The following is a 25,202-nucleotide window of genomic DNA, read 5'->3' as shown; positions in this document are numbered from 1 at the left end:
GGCCACGCCCCGTCCGATGACGGGGCGTGGCGGATGAGACGCACCGCGCGATCGAGGCTGTCTTTCGCATCCAGCGGGCGAGGCTGATCGCCGGCCTCGCCCGGCTGACGCGCGATGTCGGCCGCGCCGAGGACCTGGCGCAGGATGCGCTGGTGATTGCGCTTGCCGAGTGGCCGCAATCCGGCGTGCCGCGCAATCCCGGCGCCTGGCTGATGGCGGCGGCGCGGCGCCGCGCGCTGGACGCGCTGCGCCACGTCAGGATGCGCGACCGCAAGCATGCCGCGATCCTGCGTGAGTCGCAGGAAGCCGATGACGGTCACGCCGCGCTCGAGGCCGCGCTGGACGACGAGCTCGGAGACGAGCTGCTCGGCCTGATCTTCGCCGCCTGCCATCCGCTGCTCTCGCGCGAGGCGCGCGTGGCGCTGACGCTCCGCCTGCTCGGCGGCCTGACCACGGAGGAGATCGCCCGCGCCTTCCTGACGCCGGAGGCGACCATCCAGCAGCGCATCGTGCGCGCCAAGCGCACGCTCGGCGGCGCCGGCCTGCGCTTCGAGGTGCCGCGCGGCGCGGCGCGCGCCGAGCGCCTCGGCTCCGTGCTCGAGGTGATCTACCTAGTTTTCAACGAGGGCTATGCCGCGACGGCCGGGGAGGATTTGATCCGTCCGGCCCTCTGCGCCGAGGCGCAGCGCCTGGGCCGCATCCTGGCCGGCCTGTTGCCGGAAGAGCCGGAAGTGCTCGGCCTGCTGGCGCTGATGGAGTTGCAGGCCTCGCGCTTCGCCGCGCGCACGCGCCGCGACGGGTCGCTCGTGCCGGTGCCGGAGCAGGACCGCTCCCGGTGGGACCGGCTGCTGATCCGCCGTGGCCTGGATGCGCTGGCGCGTGCCGAGGCGCTGGGCGGCGCACGCGGCCCCTATGTCCTGCAGGCGGCCCTGGCCGCCTGCCATGCGCGTGTGCCGCGCGCGGAGGCGACGGACTGGCCGCGCATCGCGGCGCTCTACGACAGGCTGCTGGAGGTGATGACGACGCCGGTCGTCGCCCTGAACCGCGCCGTGGCGCACAGCATGGCCTTCGGGCCGCAGCAAGGATTGGCGCTGCTGGCGCAGATCGAGGATCTGCCGGCGATGCAGGGCTACGCGCCGCTGCCGGCGGCGAAGGGTGATTTCCTGCTGCGTGCTGGCCGCGTGGCGGAAGCGCGCGCCTGCTTCGAACGCGCCGCGACGCTGACGCGGAACGAGCGGGAGCGGGAATTTCTGACCGAGCGCGCGGCGGCGTGCGAGAGGGCGGATGTTGATGGCAAATGCGATCCTGGACCAGCAACGAAATCATACATCTGAGGGCGCCGGGGAACTCTGTTGCGGATGAGTCTGTCGGGTCATACTTGCACTGAATGCAAGCAGATACCGTAGCCAGAGCGAGGCCCGCTCACGTGATGCAAGGCGCTTTCTACGCAGCGATTCTGGTTGGCTCGGCCATGTTGGGATGGCTCGCGTTCCTGCTTCTTCCTGCGCCCAACGGCAGAACTGGGTTTGCGCTACCCTGGTACGTGGTGATGCCCTACCTTGCGGGATGGGCGCTGCTCAGTTTTCGGCGCGGCTGGCTTGCGGCGGCGTTCGTCATCTCCCTGCCGATCATCATGAGTCTCGCTTACGCCGGCGGCTTCATTGTCGGCGCCACCACGGTCTTCGCGCTGGGTTTGCCGGGTGTGGTCTTCGCCGCCGCTGCGGTCGGCACCGTTGTCTACATCTTTCACGATCTTGATGCTCGGCCCTTGGCGTCTGCCTGGGTAAAAATCCACCTCCTCGGCGCGCTGCTATGCGGCGTTGTGCTAGCGGCGCTGTTCTTTGCTTTCCGCCCAGCGACGGGCGGGGCGGGCATCTACGGGCCGTCCATGTTCATCTCGCTCGCGTTCGGTACCCATGCCGTCGCGTCGTGGCTGCAACTTCGCGCCGAAGGCCGCGGCAATCTGCTGCCTGGCCGTGCGGTTCTGCTCGTCTGTGCCCTGGTAACTCTCGGGGCAATTGCGATGGGTGGGACGGGGATCTTCTAGACGGCGCCGGGCGCTGAAGCGCTCCCTAGACCCCCACCCGCTCCGCCGCCCCGCGCAGGAATCCGCCAAGCGCACGGTGGAACACCGGCTCGTCCAGCAGGAAGGCGTCGTGGCCCTTGTCCGTCGCGATCTCCACGAAGGAGACATTGGCCGCCGCCGCGTTCAGCGCGCGCACGATCGCGCGGCTCTCGGCGGTCGGGAACAGCCAGTCGGAGCTGAAGGAGGCGACCAGGAAGCGCGTCTGCGTGCCACGGAAGGCTGCCGCCACGTCACCCCCACGCTCGGCACCAAGGTCGAAAAAGTCCATCGCGCGGGTGATGGTGAGGTAGCTGTTCGCGTCGAAGCGGCGGACGAAGGTGCTGCCCTGGTGGCGCAGGTAGCTCTCCACCTCGAACACGTCCTCGAGGAAGGTGAGCGCCGAGGCGCCGCGCAGCCGCCGGCCGAATTTCCGCCCGAGCGCCTGCTCCGACAGGTAGGTGATGTGCGCGACCATGCGGGCGACGCTCAGCCCCTTGGCGGGGATGCGCCCGTCCTCCCAGTAGCGGCCGCCCTGCCAGTCCGGATCGCCATGAATCGCGGCACGGCCGACCTCGTGGAACGCGATGTTCTGGGCGGAATGGTAGGTGGCCGTCGCGATCGGGGCCGCGGCCACCACCATGTCGGGGTAGGTCGCCGCCCATTCCAGCACCTGCATCCCGCCCATGCTGCCGCCGACCACGGCCAGCAGCCGCTCGATGCCCAGATGCTCGACCAGGCGCTTCTGGGCGCGGACCATGTCGCGGATGGTGACGGAGGGGAAATCGGTGCCCCACAGGCCGCTGCCGTCCGGCTTCGGCTCGGCCGGGCCGGAGCTTCCCATGCAGCCGCCCAACACATTGGCGCAGATCACGAAGTAGCGGGTGGTGTCGATCGGCAGGCTGGGGCCGACCACCGCCTCCCACCAGCCCGGCTTGCCGGTGAGCGGATGGCGCTCCGCCACATACTGGTCGCCGGTGAGCGCATGGCAGACCAGCACGGCGTTGCTGCGCGCCGCGTTCAGCGTGCCATAGGTGCGATAGGCGACGGCCAGCGGGGCGACCACCGCGCCGCAATCGAGCGCGAGCCCGTCCTCGAAGAGGACGCGCTGATGGGCGAGCGGCTGGGCGGGGGCGAGGGCCTCGGTCATCCTCGGCTGCGGGCCTGAAAGGGGCCGCAGGAATAGGCGCGCGCGGGCGCCGGGGCAACCGCCGCCTTGGCGACGGGGGCCGCCGGTTCTATTCAACCTCCCGGACCCGGACCTTCCATGCCCGACACAACCACGCCCGACCCGCGGCACGACGTGGCCGCCGCTGCTTCCGAGGCCGATCTCGCCGCGCTGCGGGCCGAGATCGACACGCTCGACGACGCCCTGCACGACCTGCTGATGCGGCGGGCGGCCGTGGTCGCGCGGCTCGCGGCCAGCCGCGCGAAGGGCGACGGCCCCGCGATCCGTCCGGGGCGGGAGGCGGCGATCCTGCGCCGGCTGCTGGCGCGCCATGCCGGTCCGCTGCCACGCACGGCGCTGGTCCGGCTGTGGCGCGAATTGCTGGCCGCCACCACCTCCATGCAGGGGCCGCTCAGCGTCGCCGCCTGGCTGCCGGAGGCCGGGGTCGAGGTGCTGCGCGCGCATCTCGGCATGGCGGCGCCGGTCCGGCGCTTCGGCTCCGACGCCGCGGCGCTCGCGGCCTGCGAGGCGGGCGAGGCCTCCCTCGTCGCGCTGCCGGCCGCCGGGCGATGGTGGCGCACGCATTTCCCCTCGCGCCTGCTCGTCACGGCGCGCCTGCCCTTCTTCGGCCACGGCGCCGAGACGGTCTTCCTGCTCTCCACCACCCCGCCCGATGCCTCCGGCGACGATCGCACCCTGGTCCGCGTGCCGGCCGGGCGGGGCGAGGCCGGGCTGGAGGCGGCGGGCCTCGGCGGGCCGGTGCTGCTCCATGAGCACGATCTGGCCCTGGTCGAGGTGCCCGGCCTGCTGGCCGCAGGCGATCCGCGCCTCGCCTCGCTCGGGGCCACGGTGCTCGGCGGCTACGCCGCCCCCATCGCCGACTGACCGACACCACACCACCGCCCGCCGAGGTCCTGCCCGCCATGAGCGTGATGCCGCGCCCCTCCGTCCTCTCGGTCGAGCCCTATGTCGGCGGGGAGTCCAAGGTCCCGGGCGTCAACCGGGTAATCAAGCTGTCCTCCAACGAGGGCGCCTTCGGCCCGCCGCCCGGCGCGATCCAGGCCATCGCCGAGGCCGCGAAGGAGGCGCATCGCTACCCCGATGGCGGCGCGACGGCGCTGCGCGAGGCGATCGGCGCGCGCTTCGGCCTGGACCCCGCGCGCATCGTCTGCGGCAACGGCTCGGACGAGATCCTCGCCATGCTGATCCTCGCCTATGGCGGAGAGGGCACGGAGCTCGTGATGTCGGCCCACGGCTTCATGATGTACGACCTGACCGGCCGCTGGGCCGGCTGCCGCGTGATCAAGGTGCCGGAGAAGAACCTGACCGCCGATGTGGACGGGCTGCTCGCGGCCGTCGGGCCGCGCACCCGGCTGATGTTCCTGGCCAACCCGAACAACCCCACCGGCTCCATCCTGCCGCAGTCGGAGATGGAGCGGCTGCGACGCAACCTGCGGGAGGACGTGCTGCTGGTGCTGGACAGCGCCTATGCCGAATACGTCACCCGTCCGGATTACGATGCGGGGGCGAAGCTGGTGGATGCCGGCGGCGGCAACACGGTGATGACCCGCACCTTCTCCAAGATCTACGGCTTGGGGGGCATGCGGCTGGGCTGGTGCTACGCGCCGCCCGCCATCGTCGACGTGCTGGGGCGCGTGCGCGGGCCGTTCAACGTGAATTCCGCGGCCATGGTGGCCGGCATCGCCGCGCTGTCCGAGCCCGGCTGGGTGGAGAAGTCCGTCGCGCACAACACCGAATGGCGCGGCAAGGTCACCGATGCGCTGACCGCCGCCGGCCTCAAGGTGTGGCCGAGCGAGGGCAACTTCGTGCTGGTGGATTTCGGCGACGCGGCGCGCGCCAAGGCGGCCGATGCGCATCTTCGCTCGCGCGGGCTGATCGTGCGCGCCATGGGCGGCTATGGGCTGGCGCAGACGCTGCGCGTCACCATCGGTACCGCCGAGGAATGCACGCTGGTGGTCGAGGCGCTGACGGAATTCGCGCGTGGCCGCTGACGCGCCGACGGCACAGGGCGCGCCGGAGCCGCTGTTCCAGCGGCTCTGCCTGATCGGCGTCGGCCTGATCGGCAGTTCCATCGCGCGTGTCGCCCGCGCGCGCGGCGACATCGCGCGCACGCTGGTGGTGACCGCGCGCAGCCAGGCCACGCTCGACCGCGTGCGCGAGCTCGGCCTCGCCGACGTGGTGGAGGAGGATGCGGCGAAAGCGGTCGAGGGCGCCGATGGCGTGATCTTCTGCATTCCCGTCGGCGCCTACGCCGAGGTCATGGCCCGCATCGCGCCGCATCTCGCGCCCGGCGCCATCGTGAGCGATGTCGGCTCCACGAAAGGAAGCGTGGTGCGCGACCTGACGCCGCTGCTGCCGAAGGGCGTGCATCTCGTGCCCGCGCATCCGATGGCCGGCACCGAGCATTCCGGCCCCGATGCCGGCTTCGCCGAGCTGTTCGAGGGCCGCTACACGATGCTGACGCCGCTGGCCGGCAGCGATCCGCAGGCGGTGCAGAAGATCGCCGAGCTCTGGCGCCGCTGCGGCAGCATGGTGGAGACGCTGGATCCGGTGACGCATGACAAGATCGTCGCGATCGTGTCGCACCTGCCGCACCTGATCGCCTTCACGATCTGCTCCACGGCCGACGACCTGGCGGAGGAGACGAAGGAGCAGGTGCTGAAATTCGCCGCGGGCGGCTTCCGTGACTTCACCCGCATCGCGGCGAGCGATCCCACGATGTGGCGCGACGTCTTCCTCAACAACCGCGAGGCGCTGCTGGAGATGCTGGGCCGCTTCGTGGAGGACGCGCATGCGCTGGGCCGCGCCGTGCGCTGGGGCCAGGCGGACTACATCGAGGACCGCATCAACCGCGGCCGGAAGATCCGTCGCGGCCTGATCGAGCGCCACCAGGCGTAGGGACCGCACCGCGCGCGGTGCGGCCCGAGGCGCACCGTCAGTTCACGACGATGTTCGCCGCCTCAACCACGCGCTTCCAGCGCGCCAGCTCCGAGGTGACGAGCTGGCCGTAGTCCGCCGGCGTGCCGCCGCGCGGATTGGTGCCGCGCTGCGCGAGCTGGCGCCGCAGCTCGGGATCGGCGAGCGCCGCGTCGAGCGCCGCCGACATGCGCGCCACCACCGCATCGGATGCGGAGCGGTGGGCATGCAGGCCGAACCAGGCCTCGGCCTCGAAATCCTGCATGCCGAACTCGGCGCCGAGTTCCGACAGCGCCGGCACGTTGGGCAGTTCCGGCAGGCGCTGGCGGGAAGTGACGGCGAGTGCCGCGACCGTGCCGGTCTGGATCTGCGGCAGGGCGGTCGGGAGATTGTCGATGAAGCTGTCCACCTCGCCGGCGATCACCGCCGTCATGCCAGGCCCCGCGCCGCGATAGGGCACATGCGTGATGCGCGCGCCGGAGAGCAGGTTGATCAGCTCCCCGGTCAGATGCGTGGAGGTGCCGTTGCCGGCTGAGGCGAAGGTGCGCGTGTTCGGGTTGGCCTTCGCATCGCGCAGGAAGGCGCGCACATCCGCCTGCGGCACCTTGGTCTTGTTGGCCACCAGCACGTTCGGCACCGTGACCAGCAGCTTCACCGGCCGGAAATCCGTCTCCGCATTGTAGGCGAGGTTGCGGTAGAGCGCGGGTCCGATCCCGTGCGAGGCGATCTGCGAGAGGAACAGCGCGTGGTCGTCGGCCTCCCGCGCGAAGCGGCCGGCGGCGAGCGTGCTGCCGGCGCCGGGCTGGTTCTCCACCACCACTGTGCGGCCGAGCTGCGCACCGAGCGCCGCGGCAACAAGGCGCGCCACGACATCGGTGGTGCCGCCAGGCGGGAAGGGGCAGACCAGCCGCAGGTCGCGCGCGGGCCAGGCCGGCTGGGCGCCCGCGCCGCCGGCTGTGAGCAGCGTGGCCGCTCCGGCCATCAGGGCACGACGTGTCGCGTTCATGGTCATGAATTCCCTCCCGATTGTCGGCGCAGATTGCCAATGGCGGGAAGACGTGTCGAGCCGATGGCTTGCCCACGCGCCGCCGCGTGCCAAACTCGGCGCGACCAGGAGGATCGCATGGACGCGCCGCACGCCCCGCCGCCGCATGATGTCGGCGGCCGCCACGTCGCCCCGATCGCGCGCGACGAGCACGAGCCCGCGCATTGGGAGAAGGAGGCGGACGCAATCCGCATGCTGCTCGCAGACCGCAAGCGGCGCTTCTTCACGACGGATGAGAGCCGTCGCGTGCAGGAGGCGCTGGACGAGGAGACCTACTGGTCCACGCCCTATTACGAGCGCTGGATCCATGCCTTCTCCTCCCTGCTGGTGGAGAAGGGCGTGCTGCCGCTGGCCGTGATCGAGGCCGAGGAGGCAAGGCTGCGCGAAGCCGGAGAGGATCGCGTGGAGGGGCCCGCGGCCGGCGCGCACCAGCATGATCACGACCACGACCACGATCACGATGATCACGACCATCATCCCTACCAGGAGGATGACGACGCGCATGTGACGGTGCTGTCGCCGCTCCGGCTGCGCGGCCTGGCGGTGCGCAACCTGCTCGTCGCGCAGGGCGTGCTGAGCGCCGAGGAGATCCGTGCCGAGATCGAGCGCATGGACAGCCGCGGCACGCATAACGGCGCGCGAGTCGTCGCCCGCGCCTGGACCGATCCGGGTTTCGCCGCGCGGCTTGCCGCCGATGCGGGATCGGCGGTGCAGGAACTCGGCCTCAGCGGCGGCGAGACGGTGCTGGCCGCGCTGTTCAATCGCCCCGGGCTGCACCACCTGGTCGTCTGCACGCTCTGCTCCTGCTATCCGCGCAGCGTGCTGGGCCGCCCGCCCGCTTGGTACAAGAGCCGCGCCTATCGCGCGCGCGCGGTGCGCGATCCGCGCGGCGTGCTGGCGGAATTCGGCACCGTGCTGCCGCAGGGCACGGAGCTGCGCGTGCACGACAGCAATGGCGAGCTGCGCTACCTGGTGGTGCCGGAACGCCCGGCCGGCACGGAAAGCTGGGACGAGGCGCGGCTGCAGGCGCTGGTCACGCGCGACAGCATGATCGGCGTGACGCCCGCGCGGGAACCGGGAGAGGCTGGCTAGGCCAGGACCTGCGCCAGCGCCCAGATCGCCATGATCGCCAGCGCGGCCGCGCCGATGGCGTAGATCGCAGCGCCGATCCAGAAGGCCAGCGGGTTCCGGAGGCGGTCATCCACGCCGGAACGATGCGGCAGGACTCCGCTGCGCAGCGCCTCGGCCACCACCCAGCCGAACAGCGCCGCCAGCGGCGCGGACAGCGCGATCACGATCAGCAGATGCCCGTCCGGCAACCCGGCGAGCAGGTGCAGCACCAGCAGCAGCACCGCCGCGCCCGCCAGCACGATCGCCGCGGTGCGGGCGATGCGCAGCAGGATCTCGCGGGGCGACAGCCCCATCAGGCGCGGGCCGGCTCCACCGGCGTCGCGGGCACGCCCGCGGCCTCGATCGCGGCGCCGGCTTCCAGCAGCAGGTCCTCGCGGTAGCGGCCGGCGACGAGCTGCACGCCGACCGGCACGTGCCCGACCAGGCCGGTGGTGACCGTCAGCCCCGGCAGGCCCATCAGCGGCAGGCCGACCTGGGTGAGCTGCGCCTCCATCACCGCGCGGAAGCTGTCGACGCTCTCGACGTCCTGCAGGTCGCGGAAGGGCAGCTCGGCGGAGACGGGGCAGAGCGCAACGGGGAAGCGCTCGAAGAACTCCATCCATTGCCGCACGAAGCCGACGCGCTTCTGCAGCGCATCCATGAAGCCGAACAGGTCGGGCGCGGGGCAGAGCGCCTCCATCTGCGCGTAGACGAAGCTGGCGTCCGGGTCGTCCTCGGCCGCGACCGCCTTGTTCAGGCCGCGCCGCGTCTCCGCGAGCCAGAGCAGCGCCTGCAGCTGCGCGGGCTCGCGCAGCGGCGGCAGCGCTGCTTCCTCCACCGTCCAGCCCGCCGCCTCCAGCCGCTTCGCCGCATCGCGCAGCGCGGCCTCCACCGGTGCGGCGGTGGCCAAGCCCTCGGGACGGATGCAGAGCGCGACGCGCTTCGGTGCGGGCGGGCCCTGCATCGGCGCCTCCACCCACCAGGGCTCGCGCACGTCGCGCGCGCTCATCGCCTCGAAGCCGAGCTTCACATCGGCGATGGTGCGCGCCAGCGGACCGGAGACGGCCATGATCTGCCCGCCGATGTGGCGATCCGGCAGCGAGGGATTCCAGGCCGGGATTCTGCCGAGTGTCGGCCGCAGGCCGTGGATGCCGCAGGCATAGGCCGGGTAGCGGACGGAGCCACCGATGTCGGTGCCGTGCCCGATGGCGCCGATGCCCGCCGCGGTCGCCGACGCCGCGCCGCCGGAGGAGCCGCCGGGCGTGATGCCGGGATCCCAGGGATTCTTCGTGTGGCCATGCAGGCCGTTGCGGCAGAACCAGCGCAGCGAGAAGGCCGGCGTGTTGGTGCGGCCGAGGATCACCGCGCCCGCCTTCCGCAGGTTGGCGACGACGGGATTGTCCTCTGTCGCGCGATGGTCCTTCTGGATCTTGAGGCCGTTGGTGGTGGCGTAGCCCGCCTGGTCCACATTCACCTTGATGGTGACGGGCACGCCGGCCATCGGGCCGGCATCCTCGCCGCGCGCGACCATGGCATCCACGCGCGCGGCTTCCGCCAGCGTGTCCTCAGGCCGGTGGTCCACCACGGCGTTGATCGCGGGGTTGGCGGCATCGAGCCGCGCCAGCGCATCCTTCGCGACCTCGGTCGCGCTGGCGCGCTTCGTGCGCACCAGCGCGGCGATCTCGGTGGCCGGCAGGCGCCAGAACTGGGTCATCGCGGTCCTCCGCCGAAATTCGGTTCACGCTTGGCCAGGAAGGCCGCCTTGCCCTCGGCATGGTCGGCGCTGAGGAAGCAGGCGGTCTGGAATTGCCGTTCGTCCTCCAGCGCGCGCTCCAGCCCTTCGGCCAGCAGGCGCTTGGTCAGCGCGATCGGCAGCGGCGCCTGCGCGGCGAGGAACTTTGCCAGCTCCTGCGCCTTGCCCAGCGCGGCGCCCTTTGGCACGACATGGTCCACCAGGCCGATGCGCTCGCCCTCGGCCGCCGTCGCCTGCGTCCCGTACAGAAAAAACTGGCGCGCGCGGCCGTTGCCGATGCGCGCGGGCAGGGTGAAGGGCAGGCCGAGATCGGCGATCAGCCCGACCTTGCCGAAGCCCGCCATGAAGCGCGCATCCTCGGCGGCGACGATGGTGTCGCAGGCGCAGGCGAGCGAAAGCCCCGCGCCGACGCACCAGCCCTCCACCGCCGCGACGATGGGCAGGCGGCCCGCGACCATGAGGCGGATGATGCGATGCGTGCGCCGCATGCGCTCGAGCCCGCTGGCATGGTCCTGCACATCCATCCCCGAGATGTCGCCGCCCGAGCAGAAGGTGCCACCCGCGCCGGTGACGACGATGGCGCCGACCGCGCGATCGCCCTGCGCGGCTTCCAGCAAATCGTGCAGCTGCTCGCGCAGCGGCACGGCCAGCGCATTGCGGCGCGCGGGATAGTCGAGCGTCAGCGTCAGCACGCCGCCGTCGTGCGCCGACCGGACCTGCATCGGGTCACTGCGCGGCCGATTCAGATCTCCGCGCCTGTCGGCGCTCCGATCATCGGACGTGGGATCACCCATCGGCGTGAAGCTTGGCGCTGGTCTTCGCCTGCACATCGGCGAGCGACAGGCCCGGCACGATGTCGCGCACCACGAAGCCGCGGCCGGGCACCACATCCACCACGGCGAGGTTCGTGTAGACGCGCTGCACCGCGCCCATCGCCGTCAGCGGATAGCCACAATGCTCCACCAGCTTCGGCGTGCCGTCCTTCGTGGTGTGCTCCATCACCACCCACAGGCGCTTCGCGCCGGCGGCGAGGTCCATCGCGCCGCCGACCGCCGGTGCGCTGTCGTTCTCGCTGGTCGCCCAGTTGGCGATGTCGCCATTCTCCGCCACCTCGAAGGCGCCGAGGACGCAGAGGTCGATATGGCCGCCGCGGATCATCGCGAAGCTGTCGGCGTGGTGGAAGAAGCTGCCGCCCGGGCGCAGCGTGACGGGCTGCTTGCCGGCATTGACCAGCCAGGCATTGACCTTGTCCGGCGCGGGCGCCGGGCCCATGCCCAAAATGCCGTTCTCGCTGTGCAGGATCACCTCGCGCTCGGCCGGAACGTGATCCGCGACCATGGTCGGGATGCCGATGCCGAGATTGACAAACCAGCCTTCCGGGATGTCCTGCGCGACACGGGCGGCCATCTGGGTACGGTTCCACATGATCGTCGCCTCCCTCAGACCCAAGGCGCGCCGCGCTGCACGCGGACGACGCGGTTCACGAAGATGCCGGGCGTGTGGACGTTGTCCGGCGTGATCTCGCCGAGCTCGCGCAGATGGTGCACCTGCGCGACCGTCAGTTCCGCGGCCATCGCCATCACCGGGTTGAAGTTGCGACCGCTCTCGCGATAGGTCAGGTTGCCCCAGCGGTCGCCTTCCCAGGCTTCCACCAGCGCGACATCGCCCTTCAGCGCCATCTCCATCACATGCGCGCGGCCGTTGAAGTCGCGCGTCTCCTTGCCCTGCGCCAGCTTCGTTCCCGCGCCGGTCGGCGTGTAGAAGGCGGGGATGCCGGCACCGGCGGCGCGCATGCGCTCGGCCAGCGTGCCCTGCGGCACGATCTCCAGCTCCAGCTTGCCGGCGCGATACAGCTCCTCGAACACCACCGACCCGGCGGAGCGCGGGAAGGAGCAGATGATCTTGCGGACGCGCCCGATCTCCATCAGCTTCGCCAGGCCCACGCGGCCGGCGCCGGCGTTGTTCGCGACGACGGTGAGGTCCTTCGCGCCCTGCTCGATCAGGCCCTCGATCAGCTCGTCCGGCTGGCCCACGGCGCCGAAGCCGCCCATCAGCACGGTGGAGCCGTCCTTCACGCCGGCAAGCGCCTCGGCGATGGACTGGACGATCTTGTTGATCATGCGCGCCTGTCGCTCCTCCGCCGTCCGGCCTCCGGCGGAGTTACCCGGCCGGGCGCGACGCGTCCAGCGTCACGCCAGGAGGAAGTCCCCGCCCGAAAGGGGCCCGCCCGAGAGCGTGACGGCGATCAGCATGTCGGAGGATGCCGACGCGCCCTCCATTCCGTCATTGACGAAGACATAGGTGCCCGCCGCACTGCCGCCGGCGACGTCCACATGCCAGACCTGCAGGACGGCACCGCTGGCGGCGACATTGGCCGAGCCGCCGAGCGCTGCGTTCACGCCATCCATCACCTCCGCGTAGCGGTTCGTGCCGGGGCCGAGATTGGCGAAGACGAGCTGCAGCGCGCCGTTGAAACCGATGGAGACGGGGGCGACGCCGGCAAAGAGCTTGCCCGGGATGGCCGTGAAGCCGATGCGGTCCAGGCCGGTCTCCATGTCCGTGACGCTGTCCACGAAGGCCCGGAAGCTCTCGGCCGCCTTCTCGAAATGGAAAAGGTCGGCGCCGTCATGGCCCGTGAGCGTGTCCGCGCCGTTGCCGCCGATCAGCGTGTCCGCGCCGTCGAGCCCGAAGAGCTCGTCCTGCCCGACGCCGCCCTCCAGCCGGTTGCCGCCGCCATTGCCGACCAGCACGTTGTCGAAGCCGTTGCCGACGGCGTTGACGGAAGCGCCGCCGGCCAGCCGCAGCACCTCGATCTCCGCCGCCGCATCAAGCCAGTAGGAGACGGCGGACTGCACCGTGTCGTTGCCGCCGCCGGCCGCTTCCGCCACCAGGTCGAAGCGGGAATTCACGAGATGCAGGTCGTCGCCCGCGCCGCCCTCCGTCGTGTCGAAGCCGCTGCCGCCATCCAGCGTGTCGGCGCCGCTCGCCCCGATCAGCCCATCATTGCCGCCACCGCCGGAGAGCGAATCATCCCCCTCCGCGCCATGCAGGCTGGTCGCGCCGGACGATCCGAACAGCGTGTCGGCGCCGGCGCTGCCCAGCGCATGCTCGATGCCGCTCAACCGGTCGAGCGAGCCGCGCGCGGAGGAGCCGTCGCCGTCCCAGGCCCAGCCGGCCTGCAGGTTGACGAAGACGCCCTGGTGAGCCGCCGCATGATAAGCGACGACATCCTCGCCCGCGCCGCCGGCCAGCGTGTCCGCGCCGGCGAGCCCGAAGAACCAGGTGCCGCCGTCGCCGCCGGTGATGCGGTCGGCGAAGGCGCTGCCGGTCACCTGCTCGAAGCTGCCGGAGAGGCTGTCCGTGCCGCCGTCGCCGTCCGCGGCGGTGCCCGCCGGCAGGTCCACCACCACGCCGGATGCGGCGCGCGCAAAGCCGAGCCGGTCGAAGCCGAGGCCGCCCGCCAGCGTGTCGTCACCCGCGCCGCCGCGCAGGAAGGACCCGTTGTCGCCGGCGATGATCACGTCGGCCGCTTCGCTGCCCTCGATGCCGAAGATGTTGACCAGCGTGTCCTGCGTGCCGAAGCCGTCCTGCACCAGGCCGCCGAGATCGAGCCGCGCGACGATGCCGGACGGATCCTCGTGATAGCTGGCGATCACGCCATCCTCCGGCGCGGCAGCCATCAGCGTGTCGGCGCCGAGCAGTCCGCGCAGGATGGAGGCCTCCTGCGCGAAGAGATCCCGGCCGGCGAAGGCGAAGGCCGGCGCGCGCTGCATGCCGATCAGCAAATCGTCGGCGAGGCTGCCGCGCGCGCCCTCCATGCCGGCCAGGCTGTCCGTGTCGCCCCAGCCGTCGCGCGCGCGCTGCGCGGCGACCACAAGCGTGCTCGCGGCGCCGAAGCCCGGAACGGTCACGGCGTCCGCGGAGAGGTTGACGATCACGCCGAGGCCATCGGCGTCCGCATCTTCGTCATCGGCGTGATCGGCCATGTCGAAGCCGGCGCCGCCATCGAGCGAATCCGCGCCGCGCAGCCCGCGCAGCCGGTTGTCGTCGGCGGAGCCGATCAGCGTGTCCGCGGCGAGCGTGCCGCGCAACCACTCGATGCCGGCGAGCGTGTCCGTCGCGCCGGAGGGATCGCGCGCGGTTCCGCCGGCGACGCCGCCGATGACAACCGCGCCGAGATTGGCCAGCACGCCGGTTGTCGCGGAATCATCCCGCCAATCGGCGACGTCGAAGCCCGCGCCGCCATCGATCAGGTCACCGCCGGCGCCGCCGCGCAGCCAGTTGTCGCCATCGTCGCCGACCAGCGTATCCGCGCCCGCGCCGGCGACCACCATCTCGATGCTGCTGCGCCCGCGCGCGGCGAGGGCCAGCAGGTCCGTCCCGCCCAGCCCGTCCTGCGCGCGGCCGGTCGCAAGGTTCACGCTGACATCGCCCTTCGCCGCGTCGTAGCGCACCACGTCGAAGCCGGCGCCGCCGAGGATCGTGTCGTTGCCGGCGCCACCGGCGAAGCTCTCATCCAGCGCGCCGCCAACCAGGCGGTCATGGCCCGCGGTCCCGACCAGGGCCTCGATGCCGGTGAGCCGGTCCACGCCGAGCACCGCGCCGCTGCTCGTCTCGATCTTCACCACCCGCAGGAAGCCCGCAAGCGCGACGGCCTGCAGATGCACGCCGGCGCCGAGCCCTCCATAGTCGGCGGTGTCGGGCCCATCGCCGCCATCGAGGCTGTCGCTGCCCGCGGAGCCGAGCAGGGTGTCCGCGCCGCCATCGCCGGCCAGCTGGTCCTTGCCGGGGCCGCCGGCCAGGCGATCCGCGCCGTCGCCGCCGCGCAGCACCGCGCCGGGACCGGCGGTGGCGCCGAGCGTGTCGTCGCCGGCGCCACCATCGAGCACGGCTGCACCCGCCGCGGCCAGCACATCCGACCCTGCCTCGCCGAAGACGTAGCCCGCGCCGGCGAGCATGATCGAATCCGCACCGGCCCCGCCGAGGACCAGGTTCCAGCCGGTGCCGGAGAGGATGGTGTCGTCGCCCTCGGCGCCCAGGATCACGTCGCCGCCGGCCGCGCTCGCATCCGGCAGGCCGTTGCTCGAGCCACCGGCCACGGCCGTGCGGATCAGGTCATCGCCGCCGGTGCCGGTGATCTGGGCCATGGCTGTCCGACATCTCCTGCTGGATTGCGTGGGAGGGTCGCGCAGCGCGCGAGCGGGCACAATAACTTATGATTGATAAAAAGACCTCTTCTGCGCTCATGAGGCGAAGCGCCCTCAGCGCGTGCGGAAGGCGCCGTTCCCCACCACGACCACGTCGCGTTCCACCGCGCGGGCGCGGAAGGCGGCGCCGCCCTCCTGTGGCCAGATCTCCGTGCGGATCGTCTCGCCAGGGAAGACGGGCGCGGAGAAGCGGCATTCCATGCGGCCGAAGCGCGCGGGATCGCCGCCGCACACCGCGCGCAGCAGCGCGCGCCCGACCACGCCGAAGGTCGCCAGGCCATGCAGGATCGGGCGCGGGAAGCCCGCCTTCGCCGCCAGGGCGGGATCGCTGTGCAGCGGATTGTGGTCGCCGTTCAGGCGATAGAGCAGCGCCATCTCCGGCCGGGTCGGCAGGTCGAGCGCGATGGCCGCCGCGCCCTCGGGCTCGGGCGCGGGCTTCTTCACCGGGCCGGAGGGGCCGCCAAAGCCGCCATCGCCGCGCAGGAAGGTGGTCTGCTCCAGCGTCGCGAGCTTCTCGCCCGTTGTCGCATCGAGGATCACGCGCTCCGAGTAGAGCAGCGCGCCCTTGCCCTCGCCGCGGTCCACGATGCCGGTCACGCGGGAACGGCCGATCACCTCGCCTTCCACCGGCAGGGGCGCGTGCAGCGTCACGGCCTGCTCGCCATGCACCAGGCGCAGCGCGTCCACGCCCGTCGCGGGATCGCGCAGCCAGAAGCCGGGATAGCCGAGCACGACGGCCATGCTCGGCAGTGCGCGCATCGCGGCGCCCTCGGTGACGAAGCGCAGCTCCGCCTCGTCCATCGGATCCTGCGCGCAGCCGAGGGAGAGCGCGTAGAGCGCCGCATCCTGCCAGCGCAGGCGCTGGCGGATTTCCGGGATCGGGAAGTTCAGCAGGTTCTCGTAGGTGATGGGCATCGCGCTAATCCAGTTCGATGACGGCGTCCGCGGCCAGCGCGCCCTGTCCCTCGGGCAGCACCATCAGCGGGTTCACCTCGGCGGAGAGGACGCGCTTCTGCATGCCGAAGCGCGACAGCGCGGCGAGCGCTCGGGCGAGCGCGGGCACATCCGCCTTCGGTCGTCCGCGCGCGCCGTCCAGCAGAGGGAAGCCACGCAGCGCGCGGATCATCGCGAGCGCTTCGTCTTCGTCCACCGGACAGCGCCGGAAGGCAACGTCCCGAAAGACCTCGATGAAGACGCCGCCGAGGCCGACCATGGCGACGGGGCCGAAGACGGGGTCGCGCACCACGCCGATCGCCATCTCCACGGCATCGCGCACCTGCTTGGCGACCAGCACGCCTTCGATGCGCGCATCCGGCGCGCGTTCGGCGGCGCGCGCCATCAGCGTGGCGAAGCCGTCGCGCACCGCGCCTTCGTCCGCCAGGTTCAGCAGCACGCCGCCGATCTCGTTCTTGTGCAGGATGTCCGGCGAGAGGATTTTCGCGACGACCGGGAAGCCAAACTCCAGCGCCGCCGCGACCGCCTCATCCGCGCTGCGGCAGGCGCGTTCCGGCACGCTCGGCACGCCCGCCTCCGCCAGGATGCGTTTCGCCTCCGCCTCATCAGGCGCCTGCGCGGGCAGGTCCAGGTGGCCTACTTCCCAACCCGACCGCGGCAGCCGTTCAAAAGACTCACCGAAGCGGCCCATGGCCGACAAGGCGACGACCGCACGCGTGGGATCCTCCATGACAAGGAAGCCGTCCGCCTCCCATTCGCGCGTGCGCTCGGGCGAGGCGAGGATGGAGAGCAGGAACAGCCGGTCCGGATGCCGGTCCAGCACCTGCTTCAATTCGGCGCGGAGCGGCGGCGTCATGCTCGGGCTGTCGCCCCAGGCGGTGAAGAAGGCGATCAGGCTGGTGTAGCCGCCGTCCGTCGCCATGCTCTCCGCAAAGGCGCCGACGACCTTCATGTCGTTGAAGGCCTGCGCCGTACAGTCCACCGGATTGCGCGGCGAGGAGAAGGGCACCAGCGCCTTCAGCCTGGCCTGCGCGTCCAAAGGCATTTCCGGCATCGGCAGCCCCGCGGCCTCGGCGGCGTCCGCGATCAGCACGCCCGCGCCGCCGGAGATCGTCACCACGCCGAGCGTGTTGCCGACGGGATAGATGCGCTTCTGCGCGACATAGCAGACATCGAGCAGTTCCTCGGTCGTGCGGGCGCGGTGCACGCCGAATTCTTCCAGCACCGCATCCAGCACGCGGTCGTCGCCGGCGATGGAGGCGGTGTGGGACTGCGCCGCGGCCTCGCCCACCGCGCTGCGGCCGACCTTCATCATCACCACCGGCTTTCGCGCGAGTCGGGCCGCTTCCAGCGCCTGCACGAAGCGCGCGCCGTCGCGTATCCCTTCCGCATAGGCGGCGATCACCTTCACCTCATCGGCCGCCGCCATCCACTCGATGAAATCGGCCAGGTGCAGGTCGGCCTCGTTGCCCGTCGTCACCAGCACGGGCACGCCGATGCCGCGCGCGCGCGCCGCGGCAAACAGGTGGCTGCCATAGGCGCCGGACTGGCTGGCGATGCCGACCACGCCGGGGATCCAGCCCTGCTCGACGCTGGCCGAGAAGATCGGGAAGTAGCCGAGCGGCGCGTTGAACAGGCCGAGGCAGTTCGGCCCGACGATGCGCATGCCGTGCCGCCGCCCGGCGGCGACCAGGCGTTCCTGCATCGCGGCGCCTTCGGGGCCGACTTCGGCGAAGCCGGCGGTGAAGGTGATCGCCGCCTTGCAGCCGCGCGCGGCGAGCGACTCGGCTGCCGCGATCGCGCCTTCGCCGGGGATCGCGATGATCGCGGCGTCCGGCGCCTGCGGCAGGCTCGCCACGTCGCGAAAGGCCGGCAGGCCCTGCACCGTCGCGCGGTTGGGGTTCACCGGCAGGATCGCGCCGGCGAAGCCCCGCGTCTTCAGGTAGGACAGCGGCCGCCCGCCGATCCGCGTTGGATCGTCCGAGGCGCCGATGATGGCGATGGAGCGCGGACGCAGCAGCGCGTCCAGCGGATGGTCGTGCAGGGCGCGTCCTCCTGGCCGGGACGCGCAGGGTGCAGAGTGCGGCGCCCGGCGCAAGCCCGGCGCCGGCACATTGCGTCGCGCCCAGCCTCACGCCGCCGGGCGGCGATCCTTGCGGCGCCGCAGCGCGCCGAGCGCCAGCAGGCCCACCAGCATCAGCGGCGCCGCGCCGGGCGCGGGCACGCCGATCGCCGCCGCGGCGATGCGCTGCAGCATCAGCGCCTCCTCGCCGGTGATGCCGAGGTCGCGCGCCGCCTGCTCGTCCATGCCGAACATGCGCGGATCGAGGCCGGTGACGGTGCCGAAGATGGTCAGCGCGCTGAGATAGGAGCCCCACGCGCTGGCATGCGTGCCGTCATCGAACCAGAGGTCGATCAGGCCGTCCGTCAGCGCATCGGGGGCGAACATGTTGCGCGTGGCGAGCCCGCGCTGCACGGCGGCGAGGAAGGCCTCGCCCACCGGTGCGATGTCCGCGAAGAGATCGGGCCGCGCGGCGAGCACGGCGGCATAGGCGGCGCGCAGATCCTCCGTCATCCGCTCGAGACCGTCGGCGGCGGGATAGGGGCCGGTGATCGGGGTGTTGGTGCGCGTCACGTCGCCGGTGATGTCGTCCGTGGTGGTGCGGAAGCCGCCCTCGATCAGGTTCGGCCGCGCCCAGGTCTGGTAGAGGGTGACCTGCGTGTCCGGGTTGGTGTTCGGGTTGCCGGTGACGTTGCGCACCGTGTCGTTGCAGGTGCTCGCGGAGTTGCCGGTGGCGCCGCGGCAGGCCTGGGTGGAGCCGAAGAGCTGCGTCTCCGTGAAGCTGCGATCCGTGCTCTGGCTGCGCGCATATTCGGCAAGCTGCGTCGCATACATCGCGAAGGAGCCGGGGCGCGCATTGCTCGTGGTGCCGACGGGCAGGGGACCGTCGCTCAGCTCCTGCAGGACCAGGCGGTCCCAGCGCTGCAGCGCGATGTTGCCGCGCAGGTCCCAGCCGACCGGGTTGGTGTTGAGATACTGCCCGCGCAGCGACGCCGCGTTGCGGGTGGAGAGCGCGACGTCGTAGTCGAGCCCGGCCTGCACCGTCAGCATCTTGAAGATGCCCGGCACGCCGCCCCAGGGATGCGGCTCGTAGAGGTTCGAGCCCTGCGTATTCGAGAAGCCGGGCTGCGTCGGCGCCGTCAGGTCGCGCACATTGGCGGCGTTGTAGGACAGCACCGGGTCCGCGCGGCCGAAGGTGTAGCTGTTGCCGACGAAGAGGATGGAGATCGGATCGGCCGCGGCGGCGCCGGGCAATGCCATTGCGGCGCAGAGCAGCGCTGCGGATGCGAGGCGCGCGCGCCCCTTGTCGGTCAGCAAGGTCTTTTCCTCCCCGGGCCGTTCGCCCGGCGGAGAGGATCGGCGAGGCAACGACGGAAATCCAGCCCGGCGCGATCAGATCGGCCGCGCGGGCACCCCGGCCACCGTCGCACCCGCCGCGACCGGCGCGGCCACCGCCGCGCCACCCGCGATGCGCGCATCGGCACCCACCGCCACGCCCGGCTGCAGCACCGCGCCGGCTCCCACCAGGGCGCGCGCACCGATGCGCACGAAGCCGCAGAGCACGGCGCCCGGCGCGATATGCGCGGCATCCTCCACCGTCGCGTCGTGCTCGACGATGGCGCCGGTGTTGACCAGCGCGAGCGGGCCGATCGCGGCGAGCGGCCCGATGACGGCGCGGGCCATCACCTGCGCGCCCTCCTCGATGCGCGCGCTCGGCGAGACGAGCGCGGCGGGATGCACCAGGGCCGGCAGCGCCAGCCCCTGCGCGCGGCACATCGCGCCGAGCCGTGCGCGCGTGGCGTTGTCGCCGATCGCCACCACCGCGCCGAGTCCCGGCGCCGCATGGGCGGCGAGCGCGGCGACGGGACCGAGGCGCGGCACGCCGAGCAACGGCCCGCCCTCGGCATCGTCGAGAAGGCCGGTGATCTCGGCCCCGGTCGCGCGCAGCGCCTCGATCACCGGCCGGGCGTGGCCGCCCGCGCCGAGGACCAAGACGCGCATCGCGGCGTCAGGTGCCGGGCGAGACGATCATGCAGGCGCCGCGGCCGCGCATCCGGTCGCAGGCCTGGTCGGCGGCGCCGCGGGAGGAGAGACCGACCACGCGGGCGCGATAGAGCGTGTTGCGGCCCTGCGAGACCTGCTCGACGGCGACGCGCGTGCCGAGGGCGCCGATGCGCTGCTGCGCCTGGGTCGCGGCGTCGCGGGCCAGGTTCTGCGAGGCGAAGGCGCCGACCTGCACGCCCCAGGCGCCGCCGGCGCGGGATGCGGGCGCCGGCGCGGAGCGGGGTGCCGCCGGGCGCGGAATCGTCGCGGCATGCGCGCTCGGGATCAGGGAGAAGCCACGCGCGACGGGCGCCGCGGCGGGCGGCGCGAGGGGCTCGGCCTGGATCGTGCCGGGATCGCCGGCGCTGACGATCGGCTCCATGCGGGTGACCGCCTGCACCGTGACGGCGCGGTCGCCCGGGCTCTCGATCGGCTCCATCCGGCGCTGGAAGTCGCCGAGGCTCGCGACCGGCGCCATCGCGACGACCGGACCGGCCGAGGCCAGCTGGATCGGCTGGGCGCTGGTGCTGCCATCGGGGATCGGGTCCATCCGCACCACGGGGCCGGGCGGCAGCTGCGCCACCTGGATGCGCGGCTCCGCGGCCTGCCGCTGGTCGCGCAGCGCCAGCATCGTCGCGGTGTCGCCACGGCGCGGGCCGGGCGGGATGTTCAGCGGGATCTCGGCGGCGGCGTAGATCTCCGGCGCGGCGCGGCGGCCCGGGCTGACGCCCTGGATGCGCGGCCCGATGCGGGCGACGTAGTTGCGCGTCTCGGTCGGCAGGCCGCGATTGCCCCAGAGATAGTCCTCGAGCCTGCGGGGGCCGGCATTGTAGGCGGCAAGGAAGGCCGGCGCGCCGTAGAGGTCGTACATCTCGCGCAGATAGGCCGTGCCGGCCATCAGGTTGTCCCAGGGGTGGTAGGGATCGCCGCCGAGGCCGTAGCGGCGGGTCAGCTCGCGATAGGTGCCGGGCATCACCTGCATCAGCCCCATCGCGCCGACGCGGCTGGTGGCGCTGACGCGGCCGCCGGATTCCTGGCGCATCACCTCGCGGATCCAGCGCTCGGGCACGTCGAAGCGCTGCGAGGCCTGGCGGATGTACGGACCCCAGGGGTCGTGCGGCGGGCCGGGCGGATCGTAGCTCGCGGGCCGCGCCCAGGCGCCGTCGGAAACCGGCGCCCGCGCCTGCTGCTGCGTTCCGCATGCCGCAAGCACGCCAAGCAGCAGGCAGGCGGCAATAGGACGGATCCGCCGCGCCAGCCGGGACCGGGTCATGCTCGCACTCCGTCGGTTGCCGGGTGCCGTTACCGAGGCCCGCCCCCCCTTGGTGCCTCCGCCGCCCCATGGCGGTGGCACCCTCGGGCCAACCCCGACTCAGTCCCGTCGTTCAAGCACGCTCTGGTCCGGACCAGCAGACCCTCAATGTCGCTCCGAAGTTCACGCGGAGCGTTAAGGCCGCAGGCCAAGTCCAGAAGCCACCCCTACCCTGGGGGGCCGGGTATACGCAAGGCTTGGAACAAGGCAGAAGAATGGCAAGCTGCGCCGCGCGGGCGCCACCGGCCGGGCTTCCACTGGCCGAAACCAGACCGCGAGGTCGGGACGCCCAGGCTCAACCCGGCCGACCCTAACGAAGATGGACGGAGCACCATGCGCACACCCAAGACTGTCTTGCCGATTCTCGCCGCCCTGGCGCTGGTGGCCACGGTCCCGGCCTGCGCGCCGGCCAATACCGGCACCACGGTCTCGGCCGCGGGCCTCGGCTCGGCCGCGAGCGTCTCCTTCGGGACCATCGTCGGCTCTCGGCCGGTGCAGGTGCAGGGGACAGGCGGCGTCGGCACCCTGGCGGGCGCCGCGGCGGGCGGCGTCGCGGGCAGCTTCATCGGCGGCGACTGGCGGTCCAACGCGCTGGCCGGCATCGGCGGCGCGATCATCGGCGGCCTGGCCGGCAACGCGATCGAGCGTGGCGCGACGGGCGGCACGGCCATCGAGTTCATCGTCCGCGAGGATCGCGGCGGCGACATCGCAGTGGTGCAGACCAACGAGGAAGGCCTGCAGGTGGGCGACCGCGTGGTGGTCACGCGCGGCGACCGGGTGCGCCTGTCGCGCGCCGCGGGCGGCCCGCCGCCGGGCGCCACCGGCGCCGCGATCGGCGCGCCAGTGGGCGCCACCGCCGTGTCGGGCCCGGGCCCGGCCAAGTAGGATCGTCAGGGCGACGCCTCGGGCCTGATGCGGAAGCGCATCCGGCGCAGCGCCGCATCGCCGAGCGGCGCCGGCAGAAGCGCCAGAAGCCGCAGCAGACAGGCGAGCGGCCACGGAAAGGCCGCCAGGGCGCGTCCGGCCTCGATGGCGCGGACGGTGCGCTCGGCGGCGGCCTCGAGCGACAGGCGCAGCGGGCGGCTGCCGAGGTAGCGGTCGCCCATCGCGCTGTCGAAATAGCCGGGGCAGACCACGGTGACGCGCACCCCGCGCGGGGCGCAGGCGCCGCGCAGCGCCTCCCCCCAGGCCAGCAGCCCGGCCTTGCTGGCACAGTATCCCGGGCTGTCCGGCAGGCCGCGGAAGGCGGCAAGCGAAGCGACCAGCGTCACGCCGCCGGCGCCGCGCGCCAGCATGCCCGGCAGCACCGGCCCGACCAGGTTCATCGCGCCGAGCAGGTTCACCGCCACCTGCCGCCGCGCGGCCTCCAGCGGCTCGGCCTCCCCGTCCGGCAGGGTGCCGGCCGAGGTGCCGGCATTGGCGATGACGAGGTCCAGCGCCCCCTCGGCCTCGAAGCGGGCGAGCGCGGCGGCGACCGCGGGCGCGTCGGCGATGTCGAGCGCCGCGACGCGCACCGTCGCGCCGCGCGCGGTGCAGACGGCCGCGACAGCCTCCAGCGCGGCGGCCGAGCGCGCGATCAGCAGCAGCCGCACGCCCGGCGCTGCGAAGCGCGCGGCGAGCGCCGCGCCCAGGCCGCGCGAGGCGCCGGAGATCGCCACGGCGCGAAAGCGGCTCATCGCAGGCCCCGCAGGCGCGCCAGGCTGCGCCGGACGAACCCCTCCGCCGCGCGCAACGCGCCGAAGCGCCCGCGCGGGAAAAGCTCCGGCCGGTCCATGCGCTCGATCAGCACCTCCGGCGGGCAGGGCAGCTCCGTCAGCGGATCGAGGCAGCGCGGATAGAGGATCAGCGCCACCGCCACGAGCTCGTCCAGCGCCAGGCGGCGGCGCGGGCGCGGCGGCGGCGTCCGGTCGGTCGTCAGCCCCCAGCCGGCATAGAAGGGCAGGCCCCAGCAGGTGACGGGGATGCCGCGCAGCAGCGCCTCGAAGCCGGTGAGGGAGGTGAGCGTGTGGACCGCGTCCACCTGCCCCAGCACCGCGGCCATCGGCGCGCCGGCCAGCACCTGGTCGGCGAGGCCGGCGAGCTGCGCCGCCGGGATGCGGCCACGGCGATAGCCTGCCTCGATGTCGGGATGCGGCTTGTAGACCAGGAAGGCATCGGGCTCGGCCGCGCGCACCCGGCGGAGCAGATCGAGATTGCCGGCGATGCCGGCGCCGCCGAGCCGGACGGCGGCGTCATCCTCGACCTGGCCGGGCACCAGGATGCGCCGCCTGCCGGGCGGCGCAGCGAGGGAGGGCGCGGCGCCGCCGAGGTTGTACTTGGTGATGCCGCGGGCGACGATCGTCTGCCGAAGCGCGGCCGCCCGCGCGCGCAGCGGCGGCGGGACCTCGGCGGTGTTGAGCAGGCGCTCCAGGTCGCTGTCCCGCGCCGGATCGTAGTGCGGGCCGATGCCGTCGAGCGCGAAGGACGCGCCGGCGCGGAAGGCGGCGCCGAGGCCGGCAGAGCGGATGAAGCCGTCTTCCAGCCACAGCACCTCCACCCCGGCCGCCGCGGCTTCCTCCCGCAGGCCGGCGGGGGCGGAGGCGCTCCAGGCCAGCAGCGCACCGCCGCGCCGCCGCGCCGCCGCGACGCCCCGCCCCGCGCCGCGATGGAAAGAGGGCGCCGGGCCGTCTGAGGCCAGCAGCGCGCGGATGCGCGCGCGCTTGTAGGGATGGATGCCGAGGCAGGCGGCGACGCGACGCCCCTCCGCCGCCCGCGACTTCCACAGCGCCAGCAGCGCGATCGCGTCCTCGAGGCTGCAGGGGCGGCGGCGGAACGGATCGGCGCAGCGCGTCGCGGCCAAAAGCCGGGCCCAGATGTCGTGCGGGTCGGCGCCGGCGAGCGGCCCGTCCGCCACCCTCACGCCGGCCGCGAGCGCCAGCAGCGCGAGATCGCGGGAGGCGCCGTGCAGCACGGCGGCGGCGTCGAGCAGCGTCCAGGGGTCGAGCCGCGGCAGGCTGCCCGGCAGCACCGGCGCCCCCGCGGCGAAGGGGTCGCAGGCCAGCAGCACAGCCCCCCCTGCCCCGCGGGCGGCAGCGAGCGACGCCTCGGCCGCGTCCCGCCGCGCAGGGTCGCAGGGGTCGAGCACGATCCGCGCGCCGCGCGGTGCCACGCCGAGCGCCTCGGCACCCGGATCGGGCAGTCCCGGCGGGCCGCCGAGCCGCGCCGCGACGATGCTGGCCAGCAGCCGGTCGAGATCGGGCGGGCACGGCGCGGGACGGGCGAGCGCCGCGCCCACCGGGTCCGGCGCATCCCCCCAGACCAGCGCCACCGGCACTTCGCGCCCGCCCAGGCAAGGGGGACGGAACGGGCCGGGATCGAAGGGGGGCGGCGTGCCCGCGGGCCCTGGCCGCAGCGGCCGCTCGGGCCAGAAGGCCGGCAGGTGCGGCCAGGCCTCCAGCAGGGGCGCCGGCACCGGCAGCGGCGGCGGCTCGGGCGGCATGGCTTCCGGCACGCGCGGATGTTACCTCGGATCCGCGGCGCTGCGCAGCGGCGCGCCGGCAACACCCGGCA

At 72.9% G+C, this 25,202-nt stretch carries 22 protein-coding genes; 7 read left to right on the top strand and 15 right to left on the bottom strand.

The window, feature by feature from the left end; translation table 11 throughout:
- Positions 1-26: 26 nt before the first annotated feature.
- A complete protein-coding gene (locus DFH01_RS07665; protein WP_109869728.1) occupies positions 27-1,334 on the top strand; it encodes an RNA polymerase sigma factor in 1,308 nt (435 codons plus the stop codon).
- Between the two features lie 95 nt (positions 1,335-1,429).
- Positions 1,430-2,047, top strand: coding sequence for a hypothetical protein (locus DFH01_RS07660; RefSeq protein WP_109869727.1), 618 nt, complete (start codon positions 1,430-1,432; stop codon positions 2,045-2,047).
- A gap of 25 nt (positions 2,048-2,072) precedes the next feature.
- Here DFH01_RS07660 and metX read toward each other — a convergent pair whose 3' ends face one another.
- Positions 2,073-3,212 carry a homoserine O-acetyltransferase MetX gene (gene metX, locus DFH01_RS07655; RefSeq protein ID WP_109869726.1) on the bottom strand — a complete coding sequence of 380 codons (1,140 nt, stop codon included), beginning with the start codon at positions 3,210-3,212 and terminating at the stop codon, positions 2,073-2,075.
- 117 nt (positions 3,213-3,329) lie between these two features.
- On the opposite strand from metX, the gene DFH01_RS07650 reads away from it, so the two are divergent.
- Genes DFH01_RS07650 through DFH01_RS07640 form a run of 3 tightly spaced genes read left to right on the top strand, consistent with a single transcriptional unit; the run spans position 3,330 to position 6,149 of the window.
- A complete protein-coding gene (locus tag DFH01_RS07650; RefSeq protein WP_109869725.1) occupies positions 3,330-4,115 on the top strand; it encodes a chorismate mutase in 786 nt (261 codons plus the stop codon).
- A 38-nt stretch (positions 4,116-4,153) separates the two neighbouring features.
- The gene (gene hisC, locus DFH01_RS07645; RefSeq protein WP_109869724.1) at positions 4,154-5,242 is read left to right on the top strand and encodes a histidinol-phosphate transaminase; all 1,089 of its coding nucleotides are present in this window, start codon (positions 4,154-4,156) and stop codon (positions 5,240-5,242) included.
- The gene (locus DFH01_RS07640) at positions 5,232-6,149 is read left to right on the top strand and encodes a prephenate/arogenate dehydrogenase family protein (RefSeq protein ID WP_109869723.1); all 918 of its coding nucleotides are present in this window, start codon (positions 5,232-5,234) and stop codon (positions 6,147-6,149) included. Before hisC ends, DFH01_RS07640 begins: the two co-directional genes overlap by 11 nt.
- A 37-nt stretch (positions 6,150-6,186) precedes the next feature.
- Here DFH01_RS07640 and DFH01_RS07635 read toward each other — a convergent pair whose 3' ends face one another.
- A complete protein-coding gene (locus DFH01_RS07635; protein WP_158287648.1) occupies positions 6,187-7,173 on the bottom strand; it encodes a Bug family tripartite tricarboxylate transporter substrate binding protein in 987 nt (328 codons plus the stop codon).
- A gap of 117 nt (positions 7,174-7,290) precedes the next feature.
- Here DFH01_RS07635 and DFH01_RS07630 point away from each other — a divergent pair, with 117 nt between their 5' ends.
- Positions 7,291-8,304 (top strand): nitrile hydratase subunit alpha, encoded by a 1,014-nt coding sequence (locus DFH01_RS07630; protein ID WP_199231148.1) that lies wholly within the window; start codon positions 7,291-7,293, stop codon positions 8,302-8,304.
- Here DFH01_RS07630 and DFH01_RS07625 read toward each other — a convergent pair.
- The 11 genes from DFH01_RS07625 to DFH01_RS07575 all read right to left on the bottom strand — a co-directional run bounded on the left by DFH01_RS07625 (position 8,301) and on the right by DFH01_RS07575 (position 21,614).
- Positions 8,301-8,636 carry a hypothetical protein gene (locus DFH01_RS07625; RefSeq protein WP_109869720.1) on the bottom strand — a complete coding sequence of 112 codons (336 nt, stop codon included), beginning with the start codon at positions 8,634-8,636 and terminating at the stop codon, positions 8,301-8,303. The two genes, DFH01_RS07630 and DFH01_RS07625, sit on opposite strands and share 4 nt — an antisense overlap.
- Positions 8,636-10,036: an amidase family protein gene (locus DFH01_RS07620; RefSeq protein ID WP_109869719.1), complete on the bottom strand. Its 1,401-nt coding sequence runs from the start codon at positions 10,034-10,036 to the stop codon at positions 8,636-8,638. Before DFH01_RS07620 ends, DFH01_RS07625 begins: the two co-directional genes overlap by 1 nt.
- A complete protein-coding gene (locus DFH01_RS07615; protein ID WP_109869718.1) occupies positions 10,033-10,797 on the bottom strand; it encodes an enoyl-CoA hydratase/isomerase family protein in 765 nt (254 codons plus the stop codon). The genes DFH01_RS07620 and DFH01_RS07615 overlap by 4 nt, the downstream gene beginning before the upstream one ends.
- A gap of 64 nt (positions 10,798-10,861) precedes the next feature.
- A complete protein-coding gene (locus tag DFH01_RS07610) occupies positions 10,862-11,500 on the bottom strand; it encodes a 3-oxoacid CoA-transferase subunit B (protein ID WP_199231147.1) in 639 nt (212 codons plus the stop codon).
- Between the two features lie 14 nt (positions 11,501-11,514).
- Positions 11,515-12,195 (bottom strand): 3-oxoacid CoA-transferase subunit A, encoded by a 681-nt coding sequence (locus DFH01_RS07605; protein WP_109869716.1) that lies wholly within the window; start codon positions 12,193-12,195, stop codon positions 11,515-11,517.
- A gap of 69 nt (positions 12,196-12,264) precedes the next feature.
- Positions 12,265-15,222: a calcium-binding protein gene (locus DFH01_RS07600; RefSeq protein WP_109869715.1), complete on the bottom strand. Its 2,958-nt coding sequence runs from the start codon at positions 15,220-15,222 to the stop codon at positions 12,265-12,267.
- A 114-nt stretch (positions 15,223-15,336) separates the two neighbouring features.
- Entirely contained in the window at positions 15,337-16,197 is an 861-nt protein-coding gene (locus DFH01_RS07595; protein ID WP_109869714.1) for a MaoC/PaaZ C-terminal domain-containing protein, read from the bottom strand.
- Between the two features lie 4 nt (positions 16,198-16,201).
- Entirely contained in the window at positions 16,202-18,334 is a 2,133-nt protein-coding gene (locus DFH01_RS07590; RefSeq protein WP_233256000.1) for an acetate--CoA ligase family protein, read from the bottom strand.
- A gap of 33 nt (positions 18,335-18,367) precedes the next feature.
- Positions 18,368-19,615: a hypothetical protein gene (locus DFH01_RS07585; protein ID WP_109869713.1), complete on the bottom strand. Its 1,248-nt coding sequence runs from the start codon at positions 19,613-19,615 to the stop codon at positions 18,368-18,370.
- Between the two features lie 75 nt (positions 19,616-19,690).
- A complete protein-coding gene (locus tag DFH01_RS07580; protein WP_109869712.1) occupies positions 19,691-20,299 on the bottom strand; it encodes a NeuD/PglB/VioB family sugar acetyltransferase in 609 nt (202 codons plus the stop codon).
- 7 nt (positions 20,300-20,306) lie between these two features.
- Positions 20,307-21,614 carry a lytic transglycosylase domain-containing protein gene (locus DFH01_RS07575; protein ID WP_109869711.1) on the bottom strand — a complete coding sequence of 436 codons (1,308 nt, stop codon included), beginning with the start codon at positions 21,612-21,614 and terminating at the stop codon, positions 20,307-20,309.
- Between the two features lie 372 nt (positions 21,615-21,986).
- Here DFH01_RS07575 and DFH01_RS07570 point away from each other — a divergent pair, with 372 nt between their 5' ends.
- On the top strand, positions 21,987-22,538 hold the full coding sequence (locus tag DFH01_RS07570) for a glycine zipper 2TM domain-containing protein (RefSeq protein ID WP_109869710.1): 552 nt from the start codon (positions 21,987-21,989) through the stop codon (positions 22,536-22,538).
- Positions 22,539-22,543: 5 nt separating this feature from the next.
- On the opposite strand, the gene DFH01_RS07565 is transcribed toward DFH01_RS07570, so the two are convergent.
- The gene (locus DFH01_RS07565; protein WP_109869709.1) at positions 22,544-23,329 is read right to left on the bottom strand and encodes an SDR family NAD(P)-dependent oxidoreductase; all 786 of its coding nucleotides are present in this window, start codon (positions 23,327-23,329) and stop codon (positions 22,544-22,546) included.
- Entirely contained in the window at positions 23,326-25,143 is a 1,818-nt protein-coding gene (locus DFH01_RS07560; RefSeq protein ID WP_146217009.1) for a capsular polysaccharide export protein, LipB/KpsS family, read from the bottom strand. Before DFH01_RS07560 ends, DFH01_RS07565 begins: the two co-directional genes overlap by 4 nt.
- Between the last annotated feature and the right edge of the window lie 59 nt (positions 25,144-25,202).

This window comes from Falsiroseomonas bella (assembly GCF_003173615.1).
Lineage (GTDB): Bacteria > Pseudomonadota > Alphaproteobacteria > Acetobacterales > Acetobacteraceae > Falsiroseomonas > Falsiroseomonas bella.
The sequence above is the reverse complement of the archived record's forward strand: the minus strand, read 5'-3'. Positions and strand labels throughout refer to the sequence as shown.

Excerpts from the sequence above, each read along its gene's own strand:
- DFH01_RS07615 (WP_109869718.1), bottom strand. The coding sequence starts at position 10,797 with ATGCAGGTCCGGTCGGCGCACGACGGCGGCGTGCTGACGCTGACGCTC.
- DFH01_RS07570 (WP_109869710.1), top strand. The coding sequence starts at position 21,987 with ATGCGCACACCCAAGACTGTCTTGCCGATTCTCGCCGCCCTGGCGCTG.
- DFH01_RS07580 (WP_109869712.1), bottom strand. The coding sequence starts at position 20,299 with ATGCGCGTCTTGGTCCTCGGCGCGGGCGGCCACGCCCGGCCGGTGATC.
- DFH01_RS07630 (WP_199231148.1), top strand. The coding sequence starts at position 7,291 with ATGGACGCGCCGCACGCCCCGCCGCCGCATGATGTCGGCGGCCGCCAC.
- DFH01_RS07575 (WP_109869711.1), bottom strand. The coding sequence starts at position 21,614 with ATGACCCGGTCCCGGCTGGCGCGGCGGATCCGTCCTATTGCCGCCTGC.
- DFH01_RS07660 (WP_109869727.1), top strand. The coding sequence starts at position 1,430 with ATGCAAGGCGCTTTCTACGCAGCGATTCTGGTTGGCTCGGCCATGTTG.
- DFH01_RS07650 (WP_109869725.1), top strand. The coding sequence starts at position 3,330 with ATGCCCGACACAACCACGCCCGACCCGCGGCACGACGTGGCCGCCGCT.
- DFH01_RS07620 (WP_109869719.1), bottom strand. The coding sequence starts at position 10,036 with ATGACCCAGTTCTGGCGCCTGCCGGCCACCGAGATCGCCGCGCTGGTG.
- DFH01_RS07595 (WP_109869714.1), bottom strand. The coding sequence starts at position 16,197 with ATGCCCATCACCTACGAGAACCTGCTGAACTTCCCGATCCCGGAAATC.
- DFH01_RS07635 (WP_158287648.1), bottom strand. The coding sequence starts at position 7,173 with ATGAACGCGACACGTCGTGCCCTGATGGCCGGAGCGGCCACGCTGCTC.
- metX (WP_109869726.1), bottom strand. The coding sequence starts at position 3,212 with ATGACCGAGGCCCTCGCCCCCGCCCAGCCGCTCGCCCATCAGCGCGTC.
- DFH01_RS07600 (WP_109869715.1), bottom strand. The coding sequence starts at position 15,222 with ATGGCCCAGATCACCGGCACCGGCGGCGATGACCTGATCCGCACGGCC.
- DFH01_RS07605 (WP_109869716.1), bottom strand. The coding sequence starts at position 12,195 with ATGATCAACAAGATCGTCCAGTCCATCGCCGAGGCGCTTGCCGGCGTG.
- DFH01_RS07565 (WP_109869709.1), bottom strand. The coding sequence starts at position 23,329 with ATGAGCCGCTTTCGCGCCGTGGCGATCTCCGGCGCCTCGCGCGGCCTG.
- DFH01_RS07625 (WP_109869720.1), bottom strand. The coding sequence starts at position 8,636 with ATGGGGCTGTCGCCCCGCGAGATCCTGCTGCGCATCGCCCGCACCGCG.
- hisC (WP_109869724.1), top strand. The coding sequence starts at position 4,154 with ATGAGCGTGATGCCGCGCCCCTCCGTCCTCTCGGTCGAGCCCTATGTC.
- DFH01_RS07610 (WP_199231147.1), bottom strand. The coding sequence starts at position 11,500 with ATGTGGAACCGTACCCAGATGGCCGCCCGTGTCGCGCAGGACATCCCG.